The sequence below is a fragment of the Streptomyces globosus genome, from assembly GCF_003325375.1.
Taxonomy (GTDB): Bacteria; Actinomycetota; Actinomycetes; order Streptomycetales; family Streptomycetaceae; genus Streptomyces; species Streptomyces globosus_A.
Window position 1 is genome coordinate 3388462 of the sequence record NZ_CP030862.1, and the last position, 26075, is coordinate 3414536.

24 protein-coding genes and 2 pseudogenes are annotated in these 26075 nt (G+C 76.9%); 14 read left to right on the forward strand and 12 right to left on the reverse strand.

Features of this window, described 5'->3' with window-relative positions; genetic code table 11:
• Positions 1-178 precede the first annotated feature (178 nt).
• From C0216_RS14725 to C0216_RS14740, 4 genes are read left to right on the forward strand one after another with little or no spacing between them, the layout of a single operon-like run.
• Positions 179-1369 (forward strand): polyprenyl synthetase family protein, encoded by a 1191-nt coding sequence (locus C0216_RS14725; protein WP_114055730.1) that lies wholly within the window; start codon positions 179-181, stop codon positions 1367-1369.
• A complete protein-coding gene (gene crtI, locus C0216_RS14730; protein WP_114055731.1) occupies positions 1366-2865 on the forward strand; it encodes a phytoene desaturase family protein in 1500 nt (499 codons plus the stop codon). Before C0216_RS14725 ends, crtI begins: the two co-directional genes overlap by 4 nt.
• Positions 2862-3851, forward strand: a complete 990-nt coding sequence (locus C0216_RS14735; RefSeq protein WP_114055732.1) for a phytoene/squalene synthase family protein — start codon at positions 2862-2864, stop codon at positions 3849-3851. The genes crtI and C0216_RS14735 overlap by 4 nt, the downstream gene beginning before the upstream one ends.
• Complete coding sequence (locus tag C0216_RS14740; protein WP_114055733.1) at positions 3848-4864, forward strand: DUF5914 domain-containing protein; 1017 nt, start codon at positions 3848-3850, stop codon at positions 4862-4864. Before C0216_RS14735 ends, C0216_RS14740 begins: the two co-directional genes overlap by 4 nt.
• Before the next feature lie 17 nt (positions 4865-4881).
• Here C0216_RS14740 and C0216_RS14745 read toward each other — a convergent pair whose 3' ends face one another.
• Genes C0216_RS14745 through C0216_RS14755 form a run of 3 tightly spaced genes read right to left on the reverse strand, consistent with a single transcriptional unit; the run spans position 4882 to position 8436 of the window.
• On the reverse strand, positions 4882-6471 hold the full coding sequence (locus C0216_RS14745) for an FAD-dependent oxidoreductase (protein ID WP_114055734.1): 1590 nt from the start codon (positions 6469-6471) through the stop codon (positions 4882-4884).
• Entirely contained in the window at positions 6468-7214 is a 747-nt protein-coding gene (locus C0216_RS14750) for a class I SAM-dependent methyltransferase (protein ID WP_114055735.1), read from the reverse strand. The genes C0216_RS14745 and C0216_RS14750 overlap by 4 nt, the downstream gene beginning before the upstream one ends.
• Positions 7180-8436 carry a lycopene cyclase family protein gene (locus tag C0216_RS14755; protein WP_246042543.1) on the reverse strand — a complete coding sequence of 419 codons (1257 nt, stop codon included), beginning with the start codon at positions 8434-8436 and terminating at the stop codon, positions 7180-7182. The genes C0216_RS14750 and C0216_RS14755 overlap by 35 nt, the downstream gene beginning before the upstream one ends.
• Before the next feature lie 62 nt (positions 8437-8498).
• Here C0216_RS14755 and C0216_RS35010 point away from each other — a divergent pair.
• The 5 genes and pseudogenes from C0216_RS35010 to C0216_RS14775 all read left to right on the forward strand — a co-directional run.
• Positions 8499-8762 (forward strand): annotated as a pseudogene (locus C0216_RS35010) (hypothetical protein); the annotation flags it as partial.
• A gap of 103 nt (positions 8763-8865) precedes the next feature.
• A pseudogene (locus tag C0216_RS35335) lies at positions 8866-8931 on the forward strand (hypothetical protein); the annotation flags it as partial.
• A gap of 76 nt (positions 8932-9007) precedes the next feature.
• The gene (locus C0216_RS34385) at positions 9008-9586 is read left to right on the forward strand and encodes an SDR family NAD(P)-dependent oxidoreductase (RefSeq protein WP_114055738.1); all 579 of its coding nucleotides are present in this window, start codon (positions 9008-9010) and stop codon (positions 9584-9586) included.
• A 73-nt stretch (positions 9587-9659) separates the two neighbouring features.
• The gene (locus C0216_RS14770) at positions 9660-10136 is read left to right on the forward strand and encodes an SRPBCC domain-containing protein (protein ID WP_114055739.1); all 477 of its coding nucleotides are present in this window, start codon (positions 9660-9662) and stop codon (positions 10134-10136) included.
• Positions 10129-11727, forward strand: coding sequence for a phytoene desaturase family protein (locus C0216_RS14775; RefSeq protein ID WP_114055740.1), 1599 nt, complete (start codon positions 10129-10131; stop codon positions 11725-11727). The genes C0216_RS14770 and C0216_RS14775 overlap by 8 nt, the downstream gene beginning before the upstream one ends.
• 22 nt (positions 11728-11749) lie before the next feature.
• Here the strand turns inward: C0216_RS14775 and C0216_RS14780 are convergent, their stop codons facing one another.
• The 3 genes from C0216_RS14780 to C0216_RS14785 form a co-directional block, all read right to left on the reverse strand.
• Complete coding sequence (locus tag C0216_RS14780; RefSeq protein WP_114055741.1) at positions 11750-13300, reverse strand: FAD-dependent oxidoreductase; 1551 nt, start codon at positions 13298-13300, stop codon at positions 11750-11752.
• Between the two features lie 344 nt (positions 13301-13644).
• Complete coding sequence (locus C0216_RS33475; protein WP_162793077.1) at positions 13645-13785, reverse strand: hypothetical protein; 141 nt, start codon at positions 13783-13785, stop codon at positions 13645-13647.
• A 260-nt stretch (positions 13786-14045) separates the two neighbouring features.
• Positions 14046-15311 carry a peptide ligase PGM1-related protein gene (locus tag C0216_RS14785; protein WP_114055742.1) on the reverse strand — a complete coding sequence of 422 codons (1266 nt, stop codon included), beginning with the start codon at positions 15309-15311 and terminating at the stop codon, positions 14046-14048.
• Between the two features lie 390 nt (positions 15312-15701).
• Here C0216_RS14785 and C0216_RS14790 point away from each other — a divergent pair, with 390 nt between their 5' ends.
• Positions 15702-16235, forward strand: coding sequence for a 2'-5' RNA ligase family protein (locus C0216_RS14790; protein ID WP_428985491.1), 534 nt, complete (start codon positions 15702-15704; stop codon positions 16233-16235).
• A gap of 12 nt (positions 16236-16247) precedes the next feature.
• Here C0216_RS14790 and C0216_RS14795 read toward each other — a convergent pair whose 3' ends face one another.
• Positions 16248-16820, reverse strand: a complete 573-nt coding sequence (locus C0216_RS14795; RefSeq protein ID WP_114055743.1) for a GNAT family N-acetyltransferase — start codon at positions 16818-16820, stop codon at positions 16248-16250.
• Positions 16821-16986: 166 nt separating this feature from the next.
• Here C0216_RS14795 and C0216_RS14800 point away from each other — a divergent pair, with 166 nt between their 5' ends.
• Positions 16987-17625 (forward strand): lipoprotein, encoded by a 639-nt coding sequence (locus C0216_RS14800; protein WP_246042544.1) that lies wholly within the window; start codon positions 16987-16989, stop codon positions 17623-17625.
• 99 nt (positions 17626-17724) lie between these two features.
• Here C0216_RS14800 and C0216_RS14805 read toward each other — a convergent pair whose 3' ends face one another.
• From C0216_RS14805 to C0216_RS14820, 4 genes are all read right to left on the reverse strand, one after another.
• On the reverse strand, positions 17725-18135 hold the full coding sequence (locus C0216_RS14805) for a DUF7144 family membrane protein (protein ID WP_114055745.1): 411 nt from the start codon (positions 18133-18135) through the stop codon (positions 17725-17727).
• A gap of 90 nt (positions 18136-18225) precedes the next feature.
• The gene (locus tag C0216_RS14810) at positions 18226-19014 is read right to left on the reverse strand and encodes a ribonuclease BN (RefSeq protein WP_114055746.1); all 789 of its coding nucleotides are present in this window, start codon (positions 19012-19014) and stop codon (positions 18226-18228) included.
• On the reverse strand, positions 19011-20378 hold the full coding sequence (locus C0216_RS14815) for a hypothetical protein (RefSeq protein ID WP_246042545.1): 1368 nt from the start codon (positions 20376-20378) through the stop codon (positions 19011-19013). Before C0216_RS14815 ends, C0216_RS14810 begins: the two co-directional genes overlap by 4 nt.
• A 157-nt stretch (positions 20379-20535) precedes the next feature.
• Complete coding sequence (locus C0216_RS14820) at positions 20536-22137, reverse strand: MFS transporter (protein WP_114055747.1); 1602 nt, start codon at positions 22135-22137, stop codon at positions 20536-20538.
• A 245-nt stretch (positions 22138-22382) separates the two neighbouring features.
• Between C0216_RS14820 and C0216_RS14825 the strand changes: the two genes are divergently transcribed.
• Positions 22383-22610: a hypothetical protein gene (locus tag C0216_RS14825; protein WP_114055748.1), complete on the forward strand. Its 228-nt coding sequence runs from the start codon at positions 22383-22385 to the stop codon at positions 22608-22610.
• A 54-nt stretch (positions 22611-22664) separates the two neighbouring features.
• Here the strand turns inward: C0216_RS14825 and C0216_RS14830 are convergent, their stop codons facing one another.
• Positions 22665-24107 (reverse strand): carotenoid oxygenase family protein, encoded by a 1443-nt coding sequence (locus C0216_RS14830; RefSeq protein WP_114055749.1) that lies wholly within the window; start codon positions 24105-24107, stop codon positions 22665-22667.
• A 264-nt stretch (positions 24108-24371) separates the two neighbouring features.
• On the opposite strand from C0216_RS14830, the gene C0216_RS14840 reads away from it, so the two are divergent.
• A complete protein-coding gene (locus C0216_RS14840) occupies positions 24372-25313 on the forward strand; it encodes a GNAT family N-acetyltransferase (RefSeq protein ID WP_114055751.1) in 942 nt (313 codons plus the stop codon).
• A gap of 197 nt (positions 25314-25510) precedes the next feature.
• Positions 25511-26014 carry a hypothetical protein gene (locus C0216_RS14845; RefSeq protein WP_114055752.1) on the forward strand — a complete coding sequence of 168 codons (504 nt, stop codon included), beginning with the start codon at positions 25511-25513 and terminating at the stop codon, positions 26012-26014.
• Positions 26015-26075 lie beyond the last annotated feature (61 nt).

The following is a 26075-nucleotide window of genomic DNA, read 5'->3' on the forward strand; positions in this document are numbered from 1 at the left end:
CCGCCCCGACACGGCCGGACCGGCCCGCGCCTGCGGGCGTGCACGAGGTGCGGGTGGTTGACTGGCCCGGGCCCGGCACCGCCTGTTCGGGACGCGGCCGCGCCGGGCGTGCATCCGTACGGCCCGTTCCACCGGAAGAGTCGGTGTGCAGGTGGTCGCAACGTCCGGAAGGGGGCCCATGGCGGGCATGCAGGCGCAGGCGGGCGGCAGACGCACCGCGGACGGGGGCGCGGCCGGCGCCCCGGTGACGGAGGCCGACGCGGCCGCGGCCGGAGCCGTGGAGGACGCCCTCCGCGCCCACGTAGCCGAACGGCTCGCCGAAGCGCACGCGACGGACCCGGCGTTCGCCGAGGACGTCGCCGGGCGCGTACGGGACCTCGTGCTGCGCGGCGGCAAGCGGCTGCGGGCCCGCCTGCTGTGGTGGGGATGGCGCGCCTGCGGCGGACCCGCCGACGGCCCCCTCGCCGACCGGGCCCGCGACCTGGCCGCCGCCCTCGAACTGCTCCAGGTGTGCGCCGTCGTCCACGACGACGTCATGGACCACTCGCCCGTCCGCCGCGGCGGCCCCTCCGCCCACGCCGACTTCGCCCTGCACCACACCCGCTCCGGCCTGCGCGGCTCCGCCGACGCCTACGGCACCGCCGCCGCCATCCTCGTCGGCGACCTCGCCCTCGCCTGGGCCGACGACCTCGCCGCCGCCACCGCGCTGGCCGTCCCCGACGGCCCCCGGATCCACCGCGAATGGCGGGCCCTGCGCGCCGAGATGGCCGCCGGCCAGTACCTCGACCTGCGGGCGGCCGCCACCGGCGCCACAGGGCTCGGCGAGGCCGTCCGGATCGCCCGCCTCAAGAGTGCCCTCTACACCGTGGAGCGACCGCTCGCGCTCGGGGCGGCGCTGGCCGGCGCCCCCGAGCGGACCACCTCCGTCCTGCGCTCCGCGGGCCGCTGCGCCGGGCTCGCCTTCCAACTGCGCGACGACCTCCTCGGCGTGTTCGGGGACCCCCGCGACACCGGCAAGCCCGCCGAGGACCTCCACGCCGGCAAACTCACCTACCTGCGGGCCCTCGCCGTCCGGCTGGCCGCCCGCTCCGGCGACACCGCCGCCCTGCACGCGCTCACCGCTCCGGCACCGGCCCCCGGACCGCACGCCGGCACGGCCGGTGCCCGCGCCGCGGACGCCCGCGAGGCCCTCGAACGCACCGGCGCCCGCGAGGTCGTCGAGGCCAGGATCGCCCGCCTCGTCCGCACCGGCGAGCGCCGCCTCGCCGAACTCCCCTCCGAACCGGACGCCGTCGCCGCGCTCGCCGGACTGCTCGCCCAGGCCGCCGGAGTCGACACGGCGGCCACCACCGCGGGAGGCCGCCGATGAGGACCGTCCCCGGCCGTACGGACCACGTCGTCGTGGTCGGAGCCGGCCTGTCCGGCCTGTCCGCCGCACTCCACCTGCTCGGCGGCGGCCGCCGCGTCACCGTCGTCGAACGCGAGGACGGACCCGGCGGCCGTGCAGGCCGCACCCGCCTCGGCGGCTACCTCCTCGACACCGGCCCCACCGTCCTGACCATGCCGCACCTCGCCGACGAGGCGTTCGCCGCCGTCGGCGACTCCCTCGCCGCGCGCGTCGGGCTGACCCCGCTCCACCCCGCCTACCGCGCCCGGTTCGCCGACGGCACCGCCCTCGACGTCCACACCGACGCCGACGCGATGGAGGAGGAGGTCCGCGCCTTCGCCGGACCGCGCGAGGCCGCCGGCTACCGCAGCCTGCGCGCCTGGCTGACCTCCCTGTACCGCGCCCAGATGCGCCGCTTCATCGACACCAACTTCGACTCCCCGCTCCAACTCCTCCACCCCGACCTGGCCCGGCTCGCGGCCCTGCGCGGCTTCGGACGGCTCGACGCGCAGATCGGCCGCCACCTGTCCGACCCCCGGCTGCGCCGCGTGTTCTCCTTCCAGTCGCTGTACGCGGGCGTGCCGCCCGCCCGCGCCCTCGCCGCGTACGCCGTCATCGCCTACATGGACACCGTGGCCGGCGTGTACTTCCCCAAGGGCGGCATGCACGCACTGCCGGCCGCCATGGCCGACGCCGCCCGCGCCGCCGGCGCCGACCTCCGCTACGGCACCGGCGCGGAGGGCCTGCGCACCTCCGCCGGCCGGGTCACCGCGGTACGGCTCGCGGACGGCGGGGAGATCCCCTGCGACGCCGTCGTCCTCACCCCCGACCTGCCCGTCGCCTACCGGCTGCTGGGCCGCCGGCCGCGCCGCCCGCTCCGCCTGCGGCACGCCCCGTCCGCGGTGGTCCTCCACGCGGGCACCCGCCGCACCTGGCCCGGCCTCGGCCACCACACCATCTCCTTCGGCGCCGCCTGGAAGCGCACCTTCGAGGAAATCACCCGGACCGGCCGCCTCATGAGCGACCCCTCGCTCCTCATCACCCGCCCCACCGCCCACGACCCCGCGCTCGCCCCGCCGGGCCGCCACCTGCACTACGTGCTCGCGCCCTGCCCGAACACCGCGACCGGCCCCTCCGCCGCCGCATGGCGGGACCTCGGGCCCCGTTACCGCGACAGCCTCGTACGGGAGCTGGAACGCCGCGGCCTGGACGGCTTCGACGCCGCGACCGAGGAGGAGCTGCTGGTCACCCCGGCCGACTGGACCGCTCTCGGGCACGCCGCCGGCACGCCGTTCTCCGCCGCCCACACCTTCGCCCAGACCGGCCCGTTCCGCCCCGCCAACCTTGTCAGCGGCATCGAGAACGCCGTCCTGGCCGGATGCGGAACCACCCCCGGGGTCGGCGTCCCCACCGTGCTGATCAGCGGCAAGCTCGCCGCCCGGCGCATCCTCGGACCCGGGCGGGGGCGCCGCCCGTGACCCGGCGCGAACTCGACGCCGCCGGCATCGCCGACCCGCAGCTGCGCGCCGCCTACCGGCACTGCCGCAGGCTCAACGCCCGGCACGGGCGGACGTACTTCCTCGCGACCCGGCTGCTGCCCGTGCCCCGCCGCCCCGCCGTGCACGCCCTCTACGGCTTCGCACGCTGGGCCGACGACATCGTCGACGACCTGGCCCGCGGGACCCCGCCGCACGTCCGCGACGCCCGGCTCGCCCGGCTCGCGGACGCCCTCGACGACGGCCTGCGCACCGGCCGCAGCAGCGAGCCCGTCGTCCACGCGCTCGCCCACACCGCCGACCGGTACACGATCCCCGCCGGGCACTTCACCGACTTCATGGCCTCCATGCGCGACGACCTCACCGTCACCGACTACCCCACCTATGCCGACCTGCGCCGCTACATGCACGGCTCGGCCGCCGTCATCGGACTCCAGATGCTGCCCGTGCTCGGCACCGTCGCCCCGCGCGAGGAGGCCGCGCCGCACGCCGCCGCGCTGGGCGTCGCCTTCCAACTCACCAACTTCATCCGCGACGTCGGCGAGGACCTCGACCGCGGCCGGGTCTACCTGCCGGCCGACCTCCTCGCCGCACACGGCGCGGACCGCGCCCTCCTGGAGTGGAGCCGGGCCACCGGCCGGCCCGACCCGCGGATCCGCGCCGCCCTGGAAGCCGCCGCGGCCCTCACGCGCGGCGTCTACCGGGAGGCGGAACCGGGCATCGCCATGCTCGACCCGCGCTCCCGCCCCTGCATCAGGACCGCGTACCGGCTGTACGGCGCCATCCTCGACGCCGTCGCGGCCGACGGGTACGCCGTCGTCCACCGCAGGGCGGTCGTGCCGCGGCGGCAGCGGGCCCGCGAGGCGGCGGCCGGACTCGCCGGGGTCGTCGCGGCACGGCTGCGCGCCCGCCGGGCGCCCGCGCCGCGGGAGGCAGCCGCCGTGCGGGGAGAGGGAGGGACGGCATGACGGATGCAGGAGGGGCACGGCGCAGGGGGCGCGGACTGCCGCTGCGGGCGGGCCGGCGCGTGCGCTGGGAACGGCAGGCGCCCACCTGGCGCGAGGCCAGGCCGGCCCTCATCGCCGACGCCCTCAAACGCGCGGCGGCGATGCCGTCGGGCAACTGGTACGTGCTCGGCGCCTCACGGGCCGTCGGCGCCGGCGGCCGGCCGTTCGGCCGGACCATCGCGGGAACCGAGGTCGTCGCCTGGCGCGACGCCTCGGGCGCGCTGCGGGCCGGACCGGGCGCCTGCCCGCACCTGGGGGCCCCGCTGCGCGACAGCCGCGTCGTGTGCGGCGTGCTCGTCTGCCACTGGCACGGACTCGCCCTGCGCGGCGGCGAACCGTTCGCAGGCTGGGAGCCGCTGCCGGTGCACGACGACGGCGTCCTCGCCTGGGTCCGCCTCGACGCGGTGGGCGGCGAACCGCCGCTGGACCGGCCGGTCCTCCCGCCGCGGCCGGAACACGGGGCGGTCGACGCCGTGTTCGAGACGGTGGGCCGGTGCGAGCCCGAGGACGTCGTGGCGAACCGGCTCGACCCCTGGCACGGATCCTGGTTCCACCCGTACTCCTTCACCGACCTCACCGTCGTCGGGATCCCGGACGGGCGCGCGGACAGGGACGCCTTCACCGTGGACGTCTCCTTCAAGGTCGCCGGCCGGCTCGTCGTCCCCGTCCGGGCCGAGTTCACCGCGCCGGAGCCGCGGACCGTCGTCATGCACATCACCGAGGGCGAGGGCGTCTCGTCGGTGGTCGAGACGCACGCGACGCCACTGGGGGCCGGCGCGGACGGCCGGCCCCGCACGGCGGTGACCGAAGCCGTGGTGGCCGCCTCGGACCGCCGCGGCTTCGCCGCCGCCAGAGCCCTCGCCCCGGCCCTGCGCCCGCTGATCCGCTGGACCGCGGGCCGCCTCTGGCGCGACGACCTCGCCTATGCCGAACGCCGCTACCGCCTCCGCTCCACGGGCCGCTTCCCCGGCTGACCCGCGGCGCCGGGAGTTCAGGGCCCGGCCGTCAGGGAGGCGAGGGTCCTCAGGAGCGGGGAGCGGCCCCTGCGGGGGACCGTCCACAGCGGGTGCCCGCGGACACCCCACCTGTGCAGGAGGGTGTTGGCCGCCTGCATGCCCGTCGTCGCCGCGCGCTCCATGAGGGCGACGGGCAGGTCGCTGCGGACCAGGTCGCCCGCCGCCACCACGGCCGGGTGCGGGGTGCGCACCCCAGGGCGGGCCGCGTAGCCGCCGACGGGAAACAGCGGGCAGTCCGCGTGCCACTCGTGGCGGGAGTCCACGACACGGGCCGCGGCCGTCTCCGGGTAGACCTCGTGCAGCCGGTCCAGCAGGCCCCGCTCCACACCGGCGCGGTCGCCGGCCGAGGGCCCGTCCACGGCGTACGCGTGGAGTTCCACGACGCTGCCGCCGGTGCGGCCGGCCCACCGGGCGGCCTCGCCCTCCCAGCGTTCCAGGACGCTGACGTTGTCCAGCCCGCCGTACCCGCTCGTGCCGAGGAACCCCGGCCGGTCCCGGCGGACGGGCCGGTCCAGCCACAGCCGCGACACGAGGAACGGCGGCGCGGTCCGCTGGGCGGCGATCCCCGCCCGCCACGCCGCGTCGCCCAGGCCGGGGGAGCCGGCCACCAGCGACCGCAGGCCCGCGACGTCCAGGGCGAGGACCACCGCGTCGTGGTGGGCGCCCGCGCCGCCGGACTCGACGCCGAGCGTCCCGTCGGCGTGCGGGACGACCGCGTCGACCGGCGCACCGGTGCGGATGTCCGCGCCCAGGCGGTCGAGGTAGCGGCCGAGCGGCTCCCACAGCGCCTGCGGGAACGGCTCGTCGGGCAGGTCGAACAGCAGCCCCTCGGAGGAGCCGAGGAAGTAGATGTGGAACATCAGCAGCAGCTCGGCCGCCGACAGCTCCCCCGGATCGGCGAAGAAACTGCGCGAGAACACCTCGAAGGCCAGGTGGTGGGCGGCCTCCGGGAAGTTGACGGCAGCGAGGAAGTCGCGGGCGCTGACCCCGTCGTACCGCTCGTACACCTGCGGCACCTGCACGTCGAGCAGCGGCAGCGCCGCCCGCGGGTTGAGCCCGGCGAGGTCGCGCCAGCCGAACGTGGGGCTGAGCGCGACGAAGCCGAGGGCGCTCCACGGCGGCGTACGGGGGACCCGGGCGAAGCTGTCGGTCAGCCCGCCCCGGTGGCGCAGGGGGTAGTCGGGTACGGGCGTGAGCGTGGAGAGGGCCGGGTCGGCCCGGCGCAGCAGGCCGCGCAGGTTGTAGTACTGCCGGAAGAACGCGTGGAACCCGCGGCTCATCGTCACCGTCGAGCCGTCCGCGAGCTGCGTGGGCCAGCCGGCGAGCCGTCCGCCCAGCACCGGCCGGCGCTCGTACAGCGTGACGCGCACGCCGCGTTCCGCGAGGGCGGTGGCGGCGGCGAGGCCGGCGATGCCCCCGCCGACCACCGCGGCGCGCGGGGCGTCCGCCCCGGTGAAGCGGGGTCTGCCGGGCGGCGGCAGCAGGATCTCGGCGCGGCGGTCCCGGCCGCGGCGGGGCGCGCGGGGCGCGCCGGGGGAGGGGCGTACGGCGGTCGCGGCCCTCATGCGGCGGGCCCCTTCCGGGACGGCGCGGGCCGGCTGCCGAGCAGCGTGTGGACGATGCCGGTCTGCCAGCCGGCCACCGGCAGCACCCGTACGCCGGTGAACCCCGCCGCCGCCATCCGCTCCGCGAACCTCGGGGCCGTGTCGAACGCCCGTACGCTGCCGTGCAGATGGCGGTACAGGCCCCGGTTGCCCGTGAGCGTGCCGGCCGGGACGACGACGGCCCGGCACACCGCGGACCAGAGCGCCCGGTGCACGGGGGACCCGCTGAGGGTGTAGTCGTGCACCGCGAGCCTGCCGCCGTCGCGCAGCAGCGCCCGTACGGAGGCCAGTACGGCGTCGGGGCCGGACACGTTTCGGAAGAGGTAGCCGGCGAAGACCGCGTCGAACGGGCCGGTGACCCCGGCGTCGGCGAGCCGCTCCACCGGGGCGTGCACGAAACGCACCCCCGCCGGCCAGGGCTTGGCCGCGGCCCGCCGCAGCATCCCGGCGGACGCGTCGACTGCGGTGATCCGGGCGTTCGGGGCGGCGCGCAGCAGTGCCGCGGTGGAGGCGCCGGTCCCGCAGCCGGCGTCCAGGAGGTGCAGGCCGGCCCCGCCGGAGGGCAGGCGGAGCCGGCGGGCCGAGCGCCGGAGGTCGGCGTGGTAGCCGGCGTTCAGGCCGGTGAGCCGGTCGTACGTGCCGGCCGCCCGGTCGAAGGCGCGGGCGAGGTCAGTGCCCCGCAGCAGGGTCGTCGTCTGGTTCATCGGGCCTCGTTTCACGGGGGGCGGCGGGTGCGTGCCGGCGGGGCAGGAAGGGCAGTTCGGCAACGGTGCGGAGCATGGGCGCGACGGGGGTGGCGCACCCGACGAGGAGGTCCTCCCACAGGGCCGTCGTCCCGTCGAGGAAGCGCAGCACCCGTTCGGCGGGAACCCTGCGGAAGAGGTCGGTGAAGAAGCGGGGGCCGTCGATCCGGCCGGCGTCCAGGGCGCGGAGGACGACGGCGTCCATCGCCAGGGCCCGGCGGCGGTGCGGCGCGGGCAGCCGGGGGGTCCGCCCGTCGCGCAGCGCTGCGGCGACGGCCCGGGTCTGCCGCTGCACCGCGGAGAAGGTGTAGCCGGTCGAGGGCCGGGTGGCGCCGCCGGCCGCGCCGATCAGGTGGACGCGCGCCCCGGCACGGCGCGGGTAGCGCGCATCGGTCATCGGGATCACCCCCGACTCCTCGGCCCGCACCTCGAACGGCCCCAGCCGCAGCACGTCACGCGTGTAGTGCTCCAGCGCCGCGGTGTAGGCGTCGCGGGCGAGCGGGGCCCGGGAGAACTCGGTGTACTCGACGAGCGCCTCCGCCGGCCCGAGCGGCAGCACGTAGCCGAAGGCGAGCCCGCGGGCCGGCTGCGGGACCCGGAAGTCCATCAGCTCGACCGTGTCCGGGTCGAAGGCGGGGCGGGCGGTGCGCACGAACCAGCCGCGGAAGTGCTGGAGCAGCAGGGTCCGGGCCGGCGGGAGCGCGGGCAGCGGACGCGAGTCGAACAGGTGCCGGCCGCGCACGGCGATGCGGCGGCCGTCGGCCCCGGTGCACACGGCCACCGCGCCGCCGGGCGTGTCGTGCACGGCCTCCGCGGTCGCCGCCACGAGCCGGACGCCGGGCAGGCCGGCCAGCCGGGAGCGCACGGACGCCTCGAACGCGTCCGACCGCAGCATCCGGTACCGCAGCGCCCGCAGTTCGCCGTCGACGACACCGCCGTCGCGGTCCCGGACCCGCAGCCGCGCCCAGGACGCCGCCTCGGCCTCGGGATGCTCGGCCGGGCCGTCCTGCCAGAAGCACCAGGTGCGGTCGCCGGGGCGCAGCGCCTGCCGGGGCGTCTCCACGACGGCGACGGCCGGCTCCCGCCGGGCGCCGGGCAGGGTGAGCGCGTGGGCGAGCGACAGCCCCGCCGCCCCGCCGCCGACGATCACCACGTCCACGTCGACCTCCGGCCCGCACCCCACGCCCCGCCTCCCTTCCCGCGCCCATGCCGTCGGCCCCACTTCGCCGCGCACCGGCGCGGCGGATGCACCCGCTCCGGCCGGGCCGGGCGGCCGCGCAGCCGGGCGCCGAGGCGCACCGCACTTCTACCGCGCCGGACCGCCGCCGCCGCGCACGCCACGCGGTACCGGCCGGGGCGGATGGCCGGCGGCGGGCGGGGCAGGCGCGCGGTGTCGGGCCCGGCGTACCGGAGGTGGTGCAGGTGGGCGGTGGAAGGGCGTCGCTGCGGGGGCGGGTCGTCGTCGTCACCGGGGGCTCCAGCGGCATCGGGCGGGCCACCGCGCCGGCCTGTGCCCGGCGGGGGGCGTGCGTCGTGGTGGCCGCCCGCAGTGCCGGGCAGGTGGAAGGAGGTCGCCGAGTCGTGCCGGCGCCGCGGCGGCCCCGCGCTCGCCGTGCCCGTCGACGTGGCCGACGAGCAGGCCGTCGCCGGCCTCGCGCGGGCCGCCGTGGAGCGGTTCGGGCGGATCGACGCATGGGTCAACGCCGCCGGGGTCGGCATCCTGGGCCGCTTCGACCAGGTACCGGTGGCGGGAGGTGCGCCGGCTCCTCGACGTCAACGCCGTCGGCGCCCTGAACGGCGCCCGCGCGGCCGTCCCGGTCATGCGCCGCCAGGGCGGAGGCGTCCTCGCCGACGTCGCCTCCCTCCTCGGCGCGGCGGTCGCAGCCCCGTACATGGGCGCCTACGCCATGTCGAAGGCCGCACTGGCCGCCTTCGACGACGTGCTGCGGCGCGAGCCGGCCCTGCAGGGCGAGAGCCGGATCGCCGTCTGCACCGTCCTGCCCACGGGCGTCGACACCCCGTTCTTCCGGAACGCCGCCAACCACAGCCGGGTGCCGGTGGGCCCGTACGCCCGCTCGATGGCTGCCGCCCACGCGCTCGCCCCGGGCCTGCTGCGGCGGGGCATCGCCCGGCGCACCGACCGGGCCTACCTGGACCGCGGCAGGCCGAGGCTCCCGCAGGCGGGGAACCTGCACACGCCGACCGGCGCCCGCGCCGCGCTGCACGGCGGGCGCCACGGCGGTGCCCGCACCGCCGCCCGCCGGGCAGCCGCGGCAGCCGCCGCGGTGCTCGCCGTACGCGCCGCCCTGCGCGGACGCCCGGCCCCGCGGTGAGGCACGCGGCCGTGTGGGCCCGCCCCCGCGGGGTAGGCGCGACGGGCCACCCGCCTTCAGGAAGGGGAGAGCCATGGCTGTCCAGCACCGGCTGGTGCACTGCCCGCCCGAGCGCGTCTGGGGCGTCCTGTGCGACGGCGACCGGTACGCGGAGTGGGTTGTCGGCACCTACGACTCCCGGCAGGAGGACGACCGCTGGCCGCAGGAGGGCTCCGCCCTCCGCTACGTGGTGAAGGCCGGCCCGTGGACCTTCGAGGGCCGCACGGTCGTCCGCATCCACGAGCCGCCCCGCCGCCTCGAACTGGAGGCCAGGGCGGGGTCCCACACCAGCGCCCGGATCGCCATCGAACTGGTGCCGTGGGGCGACGAGACCGTCGTCGTCCTCGACGAGCACCCCCTGCGCGGCAGGGGCTGGACCTTCCACCACGCGGCCGTCGACGCCGTCTCCCAGATCCGCCACCGCGGCATGCTCTCCCGCCTGGCCCGCACCTGCGAGGAACGGGCCGGGGGCGCCGGGGCGGAAGCCGCCGGGGCCGGGTCCCATGCCTGACCCCGACGCGGTCGTCATCGGCGCCGGCCCCAACGGGCTCGTCGCCGCCAACCTCCTGGCCGACGCCGGCTGGCGGGTCGTCGTCTGCGAGGCCGCTCCCGAACCGGGCGGCGCCGTCCGAAGCGACCGGGGCCTGGATCCCTCGTACGTGCACGACCTGTTCAGCGCCTTCTACCCGCTCGCCGCCGCCTCCCCGGTCATCCGCCGCCTGGGCCTGGAGCGCCACGGGCTGCGCTGGAGCCGGGCTCCCGCCGCCGTCGCCCACCCCCTCACCGACGGCCGGTGCGCCGTCCTCGGCAGCGGGGCGGCGGACACGGCAGCGTCCCTGGAGCGTTTCGCCCCCGGGGACGGGGCCGCCTGGCACCGCATGTACGGCATGTGGGACCTGGTCCGCGACGACCTCCTCGACTGCCTCTTCACCCCCTTCCCCCCGGCCCGCGCCGGCCTCCGCCTCGCCGCCCGCCTCGGCTACACCAGGGCCCTGCACCTGGCGCGCACCCTGCTGCTGCCGGCCCGCCGCTTCGGCGAGGAGGAGTTCGACGGCGAGGGCGGCCGCCTCCTCATCGCCGGGAACGCGCTGCACGCCGACCTCGGCCCCGAGTCGGCCCTCGGCGGCGGCTTCGGCTGGCTGATGTGCATGCTCGGCCAGACGTACGGGTTCCCCGTGCCGCAGGGCGGCGCGCAGGCCCTCACCGGGGCCCTGGTGGGCCGGCTGGCGGCCCGCGGCGGCGTACTGCACTGCGGGCGGGCCGTCACCGAGGTGCTCGTGCACCGCGGGCGTGCCGCCGCCGTCCGCACCGCCGACGGCACCCTCATCCGCGCCCGGCGGGCCGTCCTGGCGGACGTCCCCGCCCCCCTCCTGTACGAGCGGCTGCTCGCCCCCGAGAACGTCCCCGACCGTATCCGGGCCGCGCTGCGGCGCTTCCAATGGGACTTCGCCACCTTCAAGGTCGACTGGGCGCTGTCGCGTCCCATCCCCTGGCGGGCGGAGGGCCCGGCCTCAGCCGGCACCGTCCACCTGGCCGACGGCCTGGACGAGCTGACGCTCTGGTCCGCGCAGATCGCCATGCACCGGGTGCCGGGCGACCCGTTCACCGTCCTCGGCCAGATGACGACGGCGGACGCCGCCCGCTCGCCCGCGGGCACGGAGTCGGCGTGGGCGTACACGCACGTCCCGCAGTCGGCCACCGGCGACGCGGGGGGCGACGGCATCACCGGCCGGTGGGACGAGCGCGAGAAGGATGCGTTCGCCCGGCGGATCGAGGACCAGGTGGAGCGCTACGCGCCCGGCTTCCGGGACGCGGTCCGCGGCCGCCGGATCCTCGCCCCGCCCGACCTGGAACGCCTCAACCCCGCCCTCGTCGGCGGCTCGGTCAACCAGGGGACGACCAGCCTGCACCAGCAGCTGGTGTTCCGGCCCCTGCCCGGCACCGGACGCCCCACCACCCCGGTCCGCGGCCTGTACCTCGCCTCGGCGACCGCGCACCCGGGCGGCGGCGTGCACGGCGCGCCCGGCGCCAACGCCGCCCGCACCGCCCTCCGGGCCCTGCGCCCGCTGCGCGGGCCGCGTCGGCGCCCCCGCACCTCCTGACGCACGGCCCGGCGGCCTGCCCTCACAGGGTGTCGGGGTCCTTCCGCTCCAGCGGCTCCAGTGCGGGCCCCTGGAGGACCGCCCCGTCGACCGCGAAGCGCGAGCCGTGGCAGGGGCACTCCCAGGTGCGCTCGGCGTTGTTGAACCCGACCAGGCAGCCCATGTGGGTGCACACCGCCGACACGGCATGCAGCCGGCCCCCGGCGTCCCGGTGCACGGCGTACGGCCGGCCGCCGGACCGGATGACGGTGCCCTCGCCGGGCTCCAGTTCGGCGACGGGGCCGCGGCTGCCGTCGCCGAGGCTCCGCAGCCGGTCCTGCACCAGGTGCCGGCCCACCTCCCACTGCGCCTTCAGGTAGGCGGGCGCCTCGCGGACCACCGGGCCGATCCGGCCGGGGTCGTAGAGCCCCGCCCACGGCTCCGGCGCGCCGGCGGCGATCGAGGCGATGAGCCGTCCGGCGAGGACGCCGCCGGTCATGCCCCAGCCGCCGAAGCCGGTGGCCACGTACACCCGCTCGCCTGCGGCGGGCAGCGGCCCGATCAGCGGCACCGTGTCGGTCGGCGTGTTGTCCTGCGCCGCCCAGCGGTGGGTGACCTCCAGGCCGGGGAAGTGCTCCGCAGCCCAGGACGCCAACTGCCGGTAGCGCTCGCCGACGTCCGTCTCCGAGCCCGGGGTGAAGGCCTCGCCGGTGACGATGAGCAGCCGCTCGCCCTCCCGGCCGGACGGCGCCGTCCGCACCGACCGGGTGCCGCCCTCCCGGGTGATGTACATGCCCTGCGGGTCCGCCGCGGCGGGCACCACGCCCGCGACGACGAGGTCGCGGTGCTGGTCGAGCCGGGTGGCCAGCAGCGCGTGGTCGAACAGCGGGTGGTGCGCGGCGACGACCACGGTGTCGGCGGTGACGACCGCCCCGGACTCCGTGGCCAGGTGGTGCGGCGTCCCCCGGCCGAGCCCGGTGACCCGCGTGTGCTCGAAGATGCGGCCGCCGTGCGCGACGAGGTCCTCGGCCAGCCCGCGCAGGTACGCGAGCGGGTGGAACTGGGCCTGCCCGGCGGCCCGTACCGCGCCCGCCACCGGGTACGGCAGCCCGGTCTCCGTCACGAACGACACGTCGAGGCCGGCCGCGCGGGCCGCATCGGCCTCGGCCCGCAGCTCCGCCACGCCCTCCTCTCCCGTGCAGTAGGTGTATGCGGCACGGTCTTCGAGGGAGCAGTCGATGCCCAGCGCGGCGGCCGTCTCCCGCACGTGCGCCAGAGCGGCGCTGTGGGACCGCGCGTACAGGGCCGCGGCCTCCTCGCCGCGGCTGTCCAGCAGCTTCCCGTAGACCGACGGGTGCAGGGCGGTGAGCTTGCCTGTGGTGTGCCCCGTCACCCCTCCGGCGGTCCGCAGCGCCTCCAGCACCACCACGCGGTGCCCGGCCCGGGCCAGCTCCCAGGCCGTGCTCAGCCCGGCGATGCCGCTGCCGATGACGGCCACGTCCGTCTCCAGCCTCCCTTCGAGGGCGGGGCGCGGCGGCAGCGGCGCGCTCTGCGTCCAGTACGAGTCCCATTCCGGAGCGGAGTCAGCGTTCATGCGCGGCGGCTGCCCCGGAACGGCCGCCGCAATCACGCCTGCCCCCGCCGACCGGGGTTGCACCGGGCGCGGGGCGGGCAGCCGCCGGCCATGAGCACCACGGGACCCGCGGACGCGGCGGCAGCCGGCCCGGCCGGGGACGGCCCGCCGGGACCGGCGGACCCGGAGGCCCTCGCCGCCTGGGTGGCCGACCCGTCCGTGTCGCCCGGCCCACGGCCGGCCGCACCAGGCCTCCGGCACCCTGGAAACCGCCGGACGACAGGTCCCGGGTGACCCTGCTCCGGGGTGCCCGTGCCGGTCGCCTGTGACCTCCGCGGGCGGCCGCCGGCGGAGAACACCGTTCGTCAGACCGGGTACAGCCGTTCCAGGACGCGCTCCTCGTACCGGACGCGGGCCTGGGAGAAGTCGTACGGCATCCTGCCGACGGCCTCCCGTGTGCTCGTCGCCGTGCTCGCCGCCCACTGGACCACATGCCGCCACGTCACATGCAAACCCCGCCGCCGCGGACGTGCCGGCCGCTCCGGGCGGACCGGCCGCCGGCCGGTCTCCGCATCCGGCCGCGGTCGGCCGGCCTGACCGGCCTCCCGCGCAACGGCTCCTGCCCGGCCCGCACGCCGGTCCGCCCGCGTCCGCCGCCGGCACCGCACCGACCTGCCCTGTCGGCCGGCGATTCCCCGGCCGGCGCAGCCTCACGGCAGCGCCCCTGGAACCGCACCCGCCCCCCTCCGGCCCCCGCGCCGGCCCGTCACCCCGCGGGCGCCCAGGCGGCGTGCAGCCGCCCCTCGAACCACAGCGCCCCGGCGAGGTCCGCTGCGAGCACCGCATAGCGCCAGGCGGCCCCCTCCACAGGCGCCCCCGCGTACAGCACGACCCCCTCGCAGCGCGCCGGATCGTAAGCGAGCCCCTCCGCCCGGAGCCGGGCCACCGCCGCATCGAAGCGGAGGCCGGGCTCCGCCCGCACCCGGCCCGTCGCCCAGGCCCGCTCCCCGTACCCGGCCGCCGCGGCGAGGCGGGCCGCCATCGCCTGCGGCGTCGTCGTCGCCGTACGCCGGACGTTGCTCTCCCCGGCGTACGGGACGCCGTCCGCCGACACCATCGCGTCCAGGCCGAAGGGCCCCGCGTACCCGCGCTCGGCGAGGTACCGGCCCAGCGCCCCGCCCCATTCCTCCAGCACCGCCCCCAGGCCGGCGGACGCCTCCGGCAGCGGCGCCGCATAGCCTGCGAACGCGCCCTCCACAGTGCGCATCTCGCCCGTGAACACGGTGCGCGGCCCGTCCGGGCCCGTCTCCATCTGGACGCTCACCGAGCGGACCGCGTCGATCCGCTCCTCGACCACCCAGAGCCCCTGCTCCCCGCCGACCGCGGCCAGGCCGCGCGCCGGCCGCGGCCCGGCCGCCGCCGACAGGAAGAGCATGCCGTGGCCGCCAGCCGACCGGTCGGGCTTGACCACCACCTCGCCGTGCGCGCGCAGCATCTCCGCCACCGCCTCGGCCGCCCCGCCGCGCCGGCACACCCGGCCGTCCGGCATCCGCATCCCCAGCACGCGGCCCGCCTCACGGAATCCGGCCTTCGTGTTGAGCAGCCTCGTCACCCCGAGCGCCGCCTCGGCGTCGTCCGCCGTCGCGTACGGGTGGACGGACGCGCCGAGCCCGCGCGCCAGGGCCACCGCGGAGGCGTCCAGGGCGGTCGGCAGGACCGCCGCCGGCTGCCGCAGGCCCGCGGCGCTGACCGCCGCGACGGCGGGATGCGGCCCGGGCCGCGCGGCCGCCGCCCCGAAAGCCCCGGGATCGGCGACCACGGCGAGCGACGCCCGGGGGACGCCCGTCAGGGCGCAGGCGTACGCGAGGAACTCCTCGCCGATCTCCACCGGGGACACCAGCACGTCCCCGGGACGCAGCAGCCACACCTCGCGCGGGGCCTGCTCCGCCCAGGCGCGCAGCGCGCCGCCCTCGGCGGGGTCGACCGCGAGGTCGGAGACGAGGTTGGCGTAGTGCACCAGGGAGCCGGTCATCGCGCCCCGCCCGGCGGCTGCGGCCCCGGCCGAGGAGGCCGCGGCGCGGTGGGGCCCGCCCGCACAGGCCCTGCCCGGCGGAGCCCTGCCCGTGCGAGGCCGATGCCGCCCGGCGCGCCCGTGACCAGGGCGAGAGGCCTGGCGCCGGTCATCGGGAGCACCCCCTCCGCATCCGCGGGACTGGTTGTTCCCCATGTGCCCCGGAACGCCGGGCCGATGCCGCCGAAGCGGCGGAAACCGGCGTGCGCCCGGCCGCTGCGACGGGGCAGGCTGCGGACCCCGGCGGCGCGGGCCATGATGGCGGCGTGCCCGCCCCCCGGCGCCTCGCCCCCGCCCCCGCGGCCGCGCCCGGCCGCCTCGACTCCGCGCCCACGCCGCGCACCGCCGTGGCTGCCCCCGGCCGCCCTCTGGCCCGCCATCCAGGCGGTCCGCGCGGAGCACGACCCGCAGATCCGCCGGTGGCCGCCGCACGTGAACCTGCTCTTCGGCTTCGTCCCCGAGGAGGAATTCCCCGCCGCCCTGCCGCTGCTCGCCGCCGCGGCCGCCGAGTGCGAGCCGTTCGATGCGCGGCTGTGCGGAGTCCGCTCCTTCCGGCACCGCGCCTACTCCACCGTGTGGCTCGACCCGGCCGCGGCCGGCACCGCGCCCTGGACCCGCCTACGGGCCGCACTGGCCGAGCCCTTCCCGGCCTGCACGGACCGCTTCCCCCGCTTCACCCCGCACCTGTCGCTCGGCCGCACCCGCTCGCCGCAGTCGCTGGCCGCCGAGTGCGCCGCCCGGATCGGCGTGCTCCACGCCCGTGTGGACGGCATCGCGGTGCTCTCCCGCCGCGGCGACGGGCCGATGCGGACGCGCGCCGTGATCGCCCTCGGCGCCGGGCCCGCAGGGGACCGGCCCGAACCGGGAGGCCGCGACCGGACGTGACCCGGCCGGCCGTCAGCGCAGGTCGAACCGCATCAGGACGCGCGGATGCCCGGCCAGGACGGAGGAGGTGTCCGCCCGGTACACGAACCCGGCGCGCTCGAAGTTCTTCCGCAGACCGGCGTACGCCATCGTCAGATCGACCTTGGCGTCGCCACTGTCCAGCGGGTACGCCTCGACGACCGGAGCGCCCTGCGCCCGCGCGAACTGCACCGCACCCGCGATCAGCGCATGCGAGACGCCCTGCCCGCGGTGCCCGGGCCGCACGCGGATGCACCACAGGGACCACACCGGCACGTCGTCCACGTGCGGAATGGTGCGGCTGCGCGCGAAGGCGGTGTCCGAGCGCGGCGCCACGGCGGCCCACCCCACCGGGACCTCGCCGTCGTACGCGAGCACGCCGGGCGGCGGCCCCGTCCGGCACAGCTCGGACACGTACGCGCCGCGGGCCGGACCGCGGAGCTCGTTGTTCAGCTTGGACGGGATCCGATAGCTCAGGCACCAGCAGACGTTGGCACCGGGCGACTTCGGACCGAGCAGCGCCCGCACGTCCTCGAACACGGACGCAGGACGGACATCGAGAGACATGCCGCCACCCTGCCACGCCGGCCGGCGCCCGGCACGGGCCGCTGCGAACTGTGCACCGCGGGCTGCTACGTTGGCCGTTCGCTCCGGACGCCCGTCCGGGGCCCGGGCGGGGGAGACACGGGCAGTGCGAGGCACAGGGGGCAAGGCGGCCAAAGCGGCCGTTCTGTTGGCGGGACTGGCGGGACTGGCGGCCTGCGGGCCCGCGGAGTCGAAGGGCGCCTCCGCGGCGGGGGCTTCGCAGGCGTCCTCGGCGGGAACGCCCGCGCCGAGTGCGGACGCCGCCTCCGCGGCCCCGCCGGCGGGGTCCGCCGGAGCGGCCGGCAGCCCGTGCACGCTGCCCGTCGCCTTCGACCTGGCGCAGGACTGGAAGCCGAAGGCCGTCACGCACGCCGGCGACGAGGAGTTCGCCGCCCTGTTCAAGCAGGGTGGAACGACCCTGGCCTGCGAGATCGACGCCAAGCCGGCCGGGCACCTCGGCTTCCTGCGCGTCTGGGTCGCCGACACGCCCACCGCGGCCGGCGACGCCCGCCGCGTGCTGGAGGCCTTCATGGCCGGGGAGAAGGCCAAGGGCGCACCCGCCTACGCCGACCTGCGGGCCGGGACCGGCGACAGCAGCCTCCCGGCGGTCGAGGCCCGGTACGAGACGGCACCGCTCGACGAGCCGAAGAAGGAGCGCGCCCTGGCGGTGGTCACCCCCGGCGGCAAGGCCGTCGTCCTCCAGCTGGGCGGTTTCGACACCGCGGAGCACGACGCGATGCTGCCCGCCTACCGGATGGCCGTCCGGTCGCTCCGGCCGACCGGCTGACCCGCCCCGGCCGCCGCTCCCGACACGGCCTCAGGCCCGCCTGCGGCCCGGGGCCCCGTATGCCGCCGGCCCAGGGCCGGCCCGGGGCCACAAGCGGAGTCACACGGTGTCCGGGGTCCTCACCACGCACAGGGCCCAGATGACGGCGGTGTACATGGCGATGGCCACGAGCGACCACAGCGGGTAGTACGGCAGGGACAGGAAGTTGATGATGACCAGGATGCCCGCGAGGACGACCCCGCCGACCCGCGCCCACCGCGACGGCTTCATCAGGCCGAGGCCGATGGCGACGGCGAGGAGGCCGAAGACCAGGTGCAGCCATCCCCAGGCCGTCAGGTCGAACTTGAACAGGTAGTTGGGCGTGCTGACGAAGACCTCGTTCCGCGCGATGGCCATCAGGCCGCGGAAGAAGTCGAGGATGCCGAAGACGATCAGCATCACGGACGCGAAGACGACCAGACCGCTCGCGAAGGGGTGGTACCCCTCCCGGCCCGTCTGCGTGGTTGTCATGGCTTCGACTCCGATCGTGGGCGTTCCCCGAGTGCCGGCACCCGCGAGGGGTGCCGGAACCGACTGTGCGGCACGGACGGCCCGGGCGGATCACCCGCGGGAGGTGAGCCGTGCGTACCAGGCGGACCCGGCCGCCCACTGCCCGAGGGCCAGCCCGGCGACGGCCACCACGAACGCCGCGACGAGCCAGGTCAGCAGGGTGAAGACCGGGCCGAGCATGCCGAACTCCTCATACCCGCGCCTCATCGCGACCGGCATCACGAGCCCCGACGCGTACGCGAAGAGGACCATTCCCGTCCCGGTGAGCAGCGCGCCCGGCAGCAGCGGAAGCCAGCCGATCCGCGCGCACAGCATCAGGTGCTGCGTCCACCACCACAGCAGGACGGACACCGCCAGCGACAGCAGGAAGCCGGGCGCCGGCCCCCACCCGAAGCCGCGGCGCAGCGGCGCCTGAGCGAACAGCACCACCAGCCACACGGCAAGCCAGGCAACCCAGCGCCACGCCACGCTGAGGATGCTCGCCTTCGGCAGGCGCCAGCACCGTTCGCACACGGCCTGCAGGGCCCGGCTCACCGCCGTCGCCGACAGCATCGCCACGACGATCCCCACGGCTCCCGACGCGTCGCGCACCGTACCGCTCGCGCCGTACGCGGTGCGCACCTCCTGGAGGGTGTCGCCGCTGATGCCGAGGACCGCGGTCAGCGACTCGGACATCAGCTCCTTCATCGGCGGCGGCGCGAACGCCGCCACCACGAGGAGGAGGGGGATCGCGGCCAGGAAGGTCTGGGCGGCCAGCCGGAACGCGCTGTCCAGCGGGTTCACCTCCATGAGGCGGCCGGTGAACCGCCGCAGCCGCGCCCGCGCCGCGGGCAGCCTCATCCCGGGCGCAGGCCGGATCCGTGCCCCGTCCCGTTCCCGCCCGTACCGCGGCGGGAATCACCCGTGGCCGCGGCGAGGATGCCCAGGACGACCAGGAGGAGGACGACGATGCCGAACACGAGGGCCACCACTCCCGGTGTCGGGTAGTTCCACAGCAGCAGCGCGAGCGCGCCGCCGGCGATGACCAGGCCGGTCGTCCACGCCCGGTGCTCCTGCAGCCAGTGGCCCGTGGAGCCCGTGCGCATGCCCAGGTGTTCCAGGGCCCGGCCGGCCGCGCCGGTGGAGCGGACCCCGGTCCGGCGGACGAGCCGGGCGCCGCGCCCGGGCCCGTACAGGTAGGCGGCCAGCGCGGTCACCACGGACAGGACGAGGAGCGTGCGCGTGCTCAGCCGCAGGAAGCGTACGAACGTGTCGTACACGGCGGCTGCGGCGTCCGGCGGGAGGGTCGCCGGGGGGACCGAGTCGAGGTAGATCCGCCGGGCCACGGCCAGGCCGACGAGCAGCAGGAGCATCATCACGAACACCCCGACGGCGGTGGCCATCAGCCACACCCGGTGCGCGGGAGCGGCCCACACACCCAGGGCGGCCAGCACGAGCACGGCGACGGGCAGCCACACGCCGAGGGTGTTCAGCAGCCGCATCGCGTCCTGGGCCTCGTTGAGCTTGTCGACCTGGAGCAGCGGCACCTGCTTGTTCACCTCGGGTATGGCGGAGGCCTTCCCGAAGCCGGACTCGACGAGGCGCTGCTTGAGCTCGTCGGTCAGCGTGCCGATGTCCAGCACGATGGTGTCCCCGCTGGCCTGGACGGCGCTCGACCCCTCACCGGTCAGCACCTTCTCCACCGCGGCCTGGGCCCGCCGGTTGGCCTCCGTCCACACCGTCTCGAACTGGTCGCTGGTGACGACCTTCGACACGACGGCGCGGACCGCGGAGGTCAGGGCGCTCCTCAGCGGGCCTTCCAGCGCGTCGGACCTCTCCACCACGGCGGGCGGGGCGTCCGCCTGCTCCAGGGCCCGCTGAAGGGCCTCGGTGACGGCCTTGACGTCGACGTTCGCGACCACCGCGTTCGTCAGCTTGTCGGTGACCGCGTTCTGTACGGCCGGTTCCTGCGCGAGCGGGGCGACCGTCTGCACGTACCGGTCCTGGTCGGAGACCGTGTTGTGCAGCCAGGCCGCGATGACGCCGACCGGCGACAGCAGCAGCGCCAGCAGGAGCAGGACCGTCGCGCCGGTGTAGCGCAGCCGCCGGTGGCGTACCGCGGCGGACTTCCGCAAGCGTTCGTACTCCGCGCGCTCCTGCGGGGTCAGCGGGCGTTCCGCGGCGGGGGTCCCGCCCTCGTCGGGGCCCGGTGCGGTGGGGTCCATGCTTCCTCCTCACTGCCGCCCGGCGCGCCGGTGTTCGCAGGCGGGCAGCCCCGGCGACGGCACGGTCGGACCTCCACCGTGCCCATCGCGCACGGCCGCCTGCCTCACCCGTCCCAGGTGAGGCAGGCGGCCGGACACGGCGGCGCGGGCGGGCAGGTCAGGGCGAGGCCGGCGCCTCCGCCGTGCTGCCGGGCCGCTCTGCGGGCAGCCAGCGGCTGAAGGGCAGGCAGACCAGGGTGATGCCCCCGACGGCGAGGATCGCCGTCTTCAGGCCCCCGAGCTGCGCCTGCGCGTACTCGTCGACGAACGCGTCCGCCTCCGCAGGGGGCACTCCGGCGTCCTCCGCCGCCGCGCGCACCTGGTCGGTGGACAGGAAGCTGATGCCCTGGTCGATCGCGATACCGGTCTGCTCGCGCACCGCATCGGAGATGTCCGGGTTGTCCTCGATCTGCCGGACGAAGACGGCGGAGAGCGCGACGACGAGCACCGACCCGATGAGGGCGGTGCCGAGCGAGGAGCCCAGGTTCTGCGCGGTGTACTGCAGGCCCCCGGCCTCGCTGCGCCGGTCCTCCGCGACGCTCGACTGCACGACGTTGCCCAGCTGGGAGGCGAGCAGGCCCATGCCGAGGCCGAGGACGGCCATAGCGCCGGCGAAGGACGCGTCGTCGAGGTCCGGCCGGATCGCCGCCAGCAGCCAGAGGATGGCGGCGAGCAGGACGAGCATGGCGACCCTCACCACAGTGCGCGGGGAGGCCACCCGGCCGAGCAGCGGGCCGCTCATCGCGGAGAGGAACATCATGACGGACACCGGCAGCAGCCGCAGGCCCGTCTCGAAGGCGTTGAGCCCCTGCACGATCTGCAGGTACAGCGGGATGACGAAGAACAGCCCCAGCAGGATCAGGTTCTGACCCAGCAGCATCGCGAGCCCCGCCCGCAGCGGAGGGACGCCGAACAGGGAGAAGTCGACGAGCGCGTCCCGGCCCCCGGCCTCGCGCCGCCGCTCCCACATCCGGAACAGCCACAGCAGGCCGCCGCCGGCGGCGACGACGAAGAGGGTGGGGGAGAAGCCGAAGACGGTGAACGGCGCGTCGCGCGGCTCCAGCCACCCCCACGTGCCGCTCTGCAGGATGCCCAGCACCACCCCGCCCAGCCCGAGCGCGGACAGCACCGCGCCCACCCCGTCCAGCCGGGGCGGCCGGGCGGGCCGGGGCGGCTCCGTCACCCACCGCACCACGCACAGCATCGCGACCACGAGCACGACCTCGCCAGCGAAGACGACGCGCCACGTCAGATACGTCGTCACCCAGCCGCCCAGCAGCGGCCCGATCGCGATGCCCGCCCCGGCCAGCCCGCCGATCACCCCGTAGGCGACGGCCCGGTCACGGCCCTGGTAGGCGCCCGCCACAAGGGCCGCCAGGGCGGGCAGGACCAGGGCGGCGCCCAGGCCCTCGATCACCGACCAGCCGATCGTCAGGACCCACAGCTCCGGCGAGACCGCCGTGATGGCCGAGCCCACCGCGTAGATGCACAGCCCCACGGTGAAGGCGCGGCGGCGGCCCACCATGTCGCCGATCTTCCCGCCCGTGATCATCAACGCCGCCATCACCAGCGTGTACAGGGTGATCACGGCCTGGATGGCGGTGACGTCGGTGTCGAAGTCCTCCACCAGCGCGCTGATGGAGACGTTCATGACCGAGGTGTCCAGCACCATCAGGAACTGCGCGGCGCCCAGCACCAGCAGAGCCCGCCATCGCCGCACTGCGCACCTCCCGGACCGGGACCGCCCCCGGAGCGTGACGGTCACCACCTGCCCACACGGTACGGACCCCCCGGGCGCGGGCCGCGCATTTGCCGACGCATGTCACCTGGCCGGGCCCGGCCGCGCCGGACGGGAGCACGCGGGCGAGCGCTCCGGCGGGGGCGGGATCCCGCGTACGGGCCGCCGCGGGCCGGGCCGGGCGATACCGTAAGGGGGCCAGCCAGTTGAACTCCCAGGAGCTCCCGATGAGCGAACAGCCGGCCCCCGCCGCCCGGCAGCAGCTGGATCCCGCAGCCGCCGACGCGGTGCGCGCGTACGCCGCCCGCACCCGGGCCGGCGCCGACCGGTTCGCCGCCGCCCTGGAGGACATCGCCGCCAACGGGCTCCCCGCGCCGGAGGACTGCACGCCCTGGGAGGACCTCCGCGAGGCGCACCTGGCCCGCCTGGCCGCCCAGAGGCCGGCCGTCGCCTGACCCGGCGGCCCGCGACTCCGCGTGGGACCGGCGGGCGGGCCCGCCGACCGCCGGTCAGCCGCCGTCCGAGGGCAGCCAGCAACCGTGCAGGCCCAGCGGGACCCGTACGGGGATCCGAGCCCGGGCCACCGGCCCGGACTCGGGTTCCCCGGCCGCGAAGACGAGGAACCAGCTCGTGCCGTCGGTGCGGTCGGTGGCGAACGTCAGCCAGTACCCGCGGTCCTCGGACCCGCTGCCCGGCTCGGGCGCGAAGACGGGCTCGCCGACCGCGAGGTCGCCCGCCGCCCACACCTGCGAGGAGCCGGTGCCGGTGTCGTACCAGCGCACCGCGTCGTACTCGCCGGTCAGCAGGTCCGCCCGGCCCGTCCCGGAGGCGAACGCGGCGCGGCGGTGGGGCCGGCCGAGGAGCCGGTCGTCGATGCGCGGGAACTCCACCCGGCAGTCGTCCAGCAGCGCGCGGGACAGGGTGCCGGAGGCCGGGTCGATGCGGGCGCGGGCCGGCCCGCCGGTCACCTCCGCCGCACCGTCCCCGCCCTTGTCGCCGCTGCCCAGGGTCAGCCGGCTCCACTCCACGTAGTCCAGGACCACCGCGGCGTCCGCCCCGGCGCCGTCGTCGTACGCGTTGACGGTGTGCCACAGCCAGAAGGCCTCGCCCTCCGCCCACCGCACCGGCCCGCCGTCCCTCGGCACCAGCGCCACGCGCGTGCCCCGCTCGGGCCGCCACGCGAGGAAGGAGCCCCCGGCCGCGGCGGCACGCAGGTCGAAGAAGGCGGGCGCGAGGACCAGGACCACGTATCGGGCGGTCAGAGCCATGTCATGGATCATCACCGGCTGGTCCGCGCCGTCGACGGGAGTCGGCCCGCGGGTGACGGCGCCGTCGCGGCCGATGACCGACCAGGTCAGGTACGGGGGCTCCAGGGCGTAGCAGAAGACCACCATCTCGCCCGTCACGGGATCGGTCTTGGGGTGGGCGGTGATCCCCGCCGGCAGGGCCCCGCCGAAGTCCTCGCGGCCGAGCGTCGCCAGCTCCGCGTCGATACGGTACGGGCACGCCGACTCGGCGAGGGCCAGCATCCGCCCCGCGTGCCGGACGACGTTGATGTCCGGCAGGTCCTTGAAGGTGCCGGCGAGCAGCGGCCCGACCTGGTCCGCATCCGGTGTGATCATCGATTCGAGCCCGCCCCACAGGGCCCGCCCGGCCCTCTCCTCGGCCGCCATCGCCGGGGTGCGGACGAAGCGGTTGCGGTAGCGGGCGCGGCCGCCGGAGAGGCGGACGCCGTGCAGCATGCCGTCGCCGTCGACGGGGTACAGGTACGACCCGATCGGCGTGAAGCGCGGATTGGGCCCGTTGCGCAGGTACAGGCCGTCGAGGGCGTCCGGGATCCGGCCGCTCACCTCCAGCTCCTCGACGTCGACCTCCTCGCTGACGGGGGCGAAGGGGCCCAGCAGGTGCGGGACGCGGGTGGGGTCGAAGCGGGGCGGCGACTGCGTGTTCACGGCTACCTCCGGCCTCGCCCGCGGCACCGGCGCGGTCGGGAGGGAGGAATCCCGCCGGCCCGCGGACGCGTGTGTCGCCTTCCAGTCAAACGCGGACCGCCCGGGCGTGCCAGGCGCACACGCCACGGAGCCGCGGGGAGGCCGGCCCGTAAAGGGAGTGCGGAGACGCCGACCCCTCGGTGATCATCAAGTCCGCGCGGCCGCGGACCGGCCGCGGCATGACCGTCCGCACACCGCGGCGGCCGACGAGCTCGCAGGAGAACAATGCACTTCCGCTCTGTCACCGAGGCCGACCTCGACCGCGTCGCGGCGGTGACCGTCGGGGACCCCGTCGGCTCGATATCCGCCGACCGCTACCGCGACGAGCTCGCCCAGGGCATGTACCGGCCCGAATGGTCCTGGATCGCCGAGGACGGCGACGGCATCGTCGGACGGGCGCTGTGGTGGGGGCGGCCCGACAGCGGACACCCCGTGGCCCTGGACTGCCTGCACGTCGACGCCTCCGTACCGGACCGGGCGGCCCTCGCGACCGGGCTGCTCAAGGCGGGCCTGGAAGCCTTCGCGGCCCAGGGCGCGCCGGCGACCCCGCTGTACAACCTGGCGCTGCCCGCCGACTGGCGCGACCGGCCGGACGTCACCGCCGCCGTGTCCTGGCGGACCGCCGCCGCGCACGCCGCCGGCCTGACCGACGAGGTGGAGCGGCTGCGCCTCGAATGGACCCCGCAGAGCGGGACGCCGGTGCCCGCGGGGCGGCTGGTCTTCCACGAGGGGACCGACGAGGAGTTCCTCGACGCCTTCCGGCGTATCGCGGAGGGCAGCCTGGACGACGAGACCCGCCGCAGCCTCGCCCGCGAGGGGGCCGAGGCGACCGCCCGCGGCGACATGGAGTTCTACCTGTCCTGCCCGGGGGAGCGCTCGTGGTGGCGCCTGGCCCGCACCCCCGGCGGCGAGCTCGTCGGGCCCGCCGTGCCGTCCGCGACCCCGTACCACCGCAACGTCGGCTACCTCGGCGTCGTGCCGGAGATGCGCGGCCGGGGCCACGTCGACGAGATCCTCGCCTGGATCACCCGGTTCCATGCCGAGGCCGGCGCACAGCGCGTCACCGCCACCACGGACACCGGGAACACGCCGATGGCGGCCGCCTTCGCCCGCGCCGGATACCGGACCGCGGAGATCCGCCTGATCCACTCGGCGCCGGCCCGCTGACGGCGGAGCCCGCCACGCGGCCCCCACGGGGGCCGCCTCCCGTCCCCGGAACCCGCGGAGGCTCAGCGGGCCTCGCCGCCTGCTCCGCCCGAGCCGCCCCGTTTCGTCCGGAAGGACCGGGCAAGACGCATGGCGAGCCCTCCCGGCCGACCCACCGCCGGGGGGCGGCCCCCGCGCCCACGACCAGGGGAGGATCCATGGACCACGCGCGTGCTCCGGCACTGGAAGCCCTGGAGGAGTCCGCCGAGTGGCTGCGCGCCCGCCGGCACGTCGACGCGGGCGGCTCCGACGCCTGCCGGATCAGCGCGTCGATCACCCACGCCGACGACGACACCACCGAGGAGGTGCTGCTCGCCGCGCTCCGGGCTCTGGCCGGCCACGCGGACTCCCTGGAACGGCAGCCGCCCGTCCGCCTGCCCGACCCCTCCGACCTGGAGCTCGAACAGGCCGTGCTTCCGCGCGACGCGTTCTCCGGCCCGGCGGAGCACGTCCCCGCCGAACGGGCAGCGGGGCGGATTTCGGCCGAGCTGCTCAGCCCGTACCCGCCGGGCGTCCCGGCCGTCGCCCCCGGCGAGGTGATCACCGGGGAGGTCGTCGACCACCTGCAGAGCGGCGCCGCCCACGGCGTGATCGTCCCCGACGCCGCCGACACCTCCCTGCGCACGCTGCGTGTCGCCGCGGACACCCGGGCGGCCGCATAGGGCGCCCCGAAGAGGCCTCCGGCACCCCCAAGGCCGCTGACGTGGCGAAATCCGACCCCTT

Coding starts and splice junctions, on each gene's coding strand:
- C0216_RS14725 (WP_114055730.1), top strand. CDS start 179: ATGGCGGGCATGCAGGCGCAGGCGGGCGGCAGACGCACCGCGGACGGG.
- crtI (WP_114055731.1), top strand. CDS start 1,366: ATGAGGACCGTCCCCGGCCGTACGGACCACGTCGTCGTGGTCGGAGCC.
- C0216_RS14740 (WP_114055733.1), top strand. CDS start 3,848: ATGACGGATGCAGGAGGGGCACGGCGCAGGGGGCGCGGACTGCCGCTG.
- C0216_RS14745 (WP_114055734.1), bottom strand. CDS start 6,471: ATGAGGGCCGCGACCGCCGTACGCCCCTCCCCCGGCGCGCCCCGCGCG.
- C0216_RS14750 (WP_114055735.1), bottom strand. CDS start 7,214: ATGAACCAGACGACGACCCTGCTGCGGGGCACTGACCTCGCCCGCGCC.
- C0216_RS14770 (WP_114055739.1), top strand. CDS start 9,660: ATGGCTGTCCAGCACCGGCTGGTGCACTGCCCGCCCGAGCGCGTCTGG.
- C0216_RS14775 (WP_114055740.1), top strand. CDS start 10,129: ATGCCTGACCCCGACGCGGTCGTCATCGGCGCCGGCCCCAACGGGCTC.
- C0216_RS14780 (WP_114055741.1), bottom strand. CDS start 13,300: ATGAACGCTGACTCCGCTCCGGAATGGGACTCGTACTGGACGCAGAGC.
- C0216_RS14785 (WP_114055742.1), bottom strand. CDS start 15,311: ATGACCGGCTCCCTGGTGCACTACGCCAACCTCGTCTCCGACCTCGCG.
- C0216_RS14795 (WP_114055743.1), bottom strand. CDS start 16,820: ATGTCTCTCGATGTCCGTCCTGCGTCCGTGTTCGAGGACGTGCGGGCG.
- C0216_RS14805 (WP_114055745.1), bottom strand. CDS start 18,135: ATGACAACCACGCAGACGGGCCGGGAGGGGTACCACCCCTTCGCGAGC.
- C0216_RS14810 (WP_114055746.1), bottom strand. CDS start 19,014: ATGAGGCTGCCCGCGGCGCGGGCGCGGCTGCGGCGGTTCACCGGCCGC.
- C0216_RS14815 (WP_246042545.1), bottom strand. CDS start 20,378: ATGGACCCCACCGCACCGGGCCCCGACGAGGGCGGGACCCCCGCCGCG.
- C0216_RS14825 (WP_114055748.1), top strand. CDS start 22,383: ATGAGCGAACAGCCGGCCCCCGCCGCCCGGCAGCAGCTGGATCCCGCA.
- C0216_RS14840 (WP_114055751.1), top strand. CDS start 24,372: ATGCACTTCCGCTCTGTCACCGAGGCCGACCTCGACCGCGTCGCGGCG.
- C0216_RS14845 (WP_114055752.1), top strand. CDS start 25,511: ATGGACCACGCGCGTGCTCCGGCACTGGAAGCCCTGGAGGAGTCCGCC.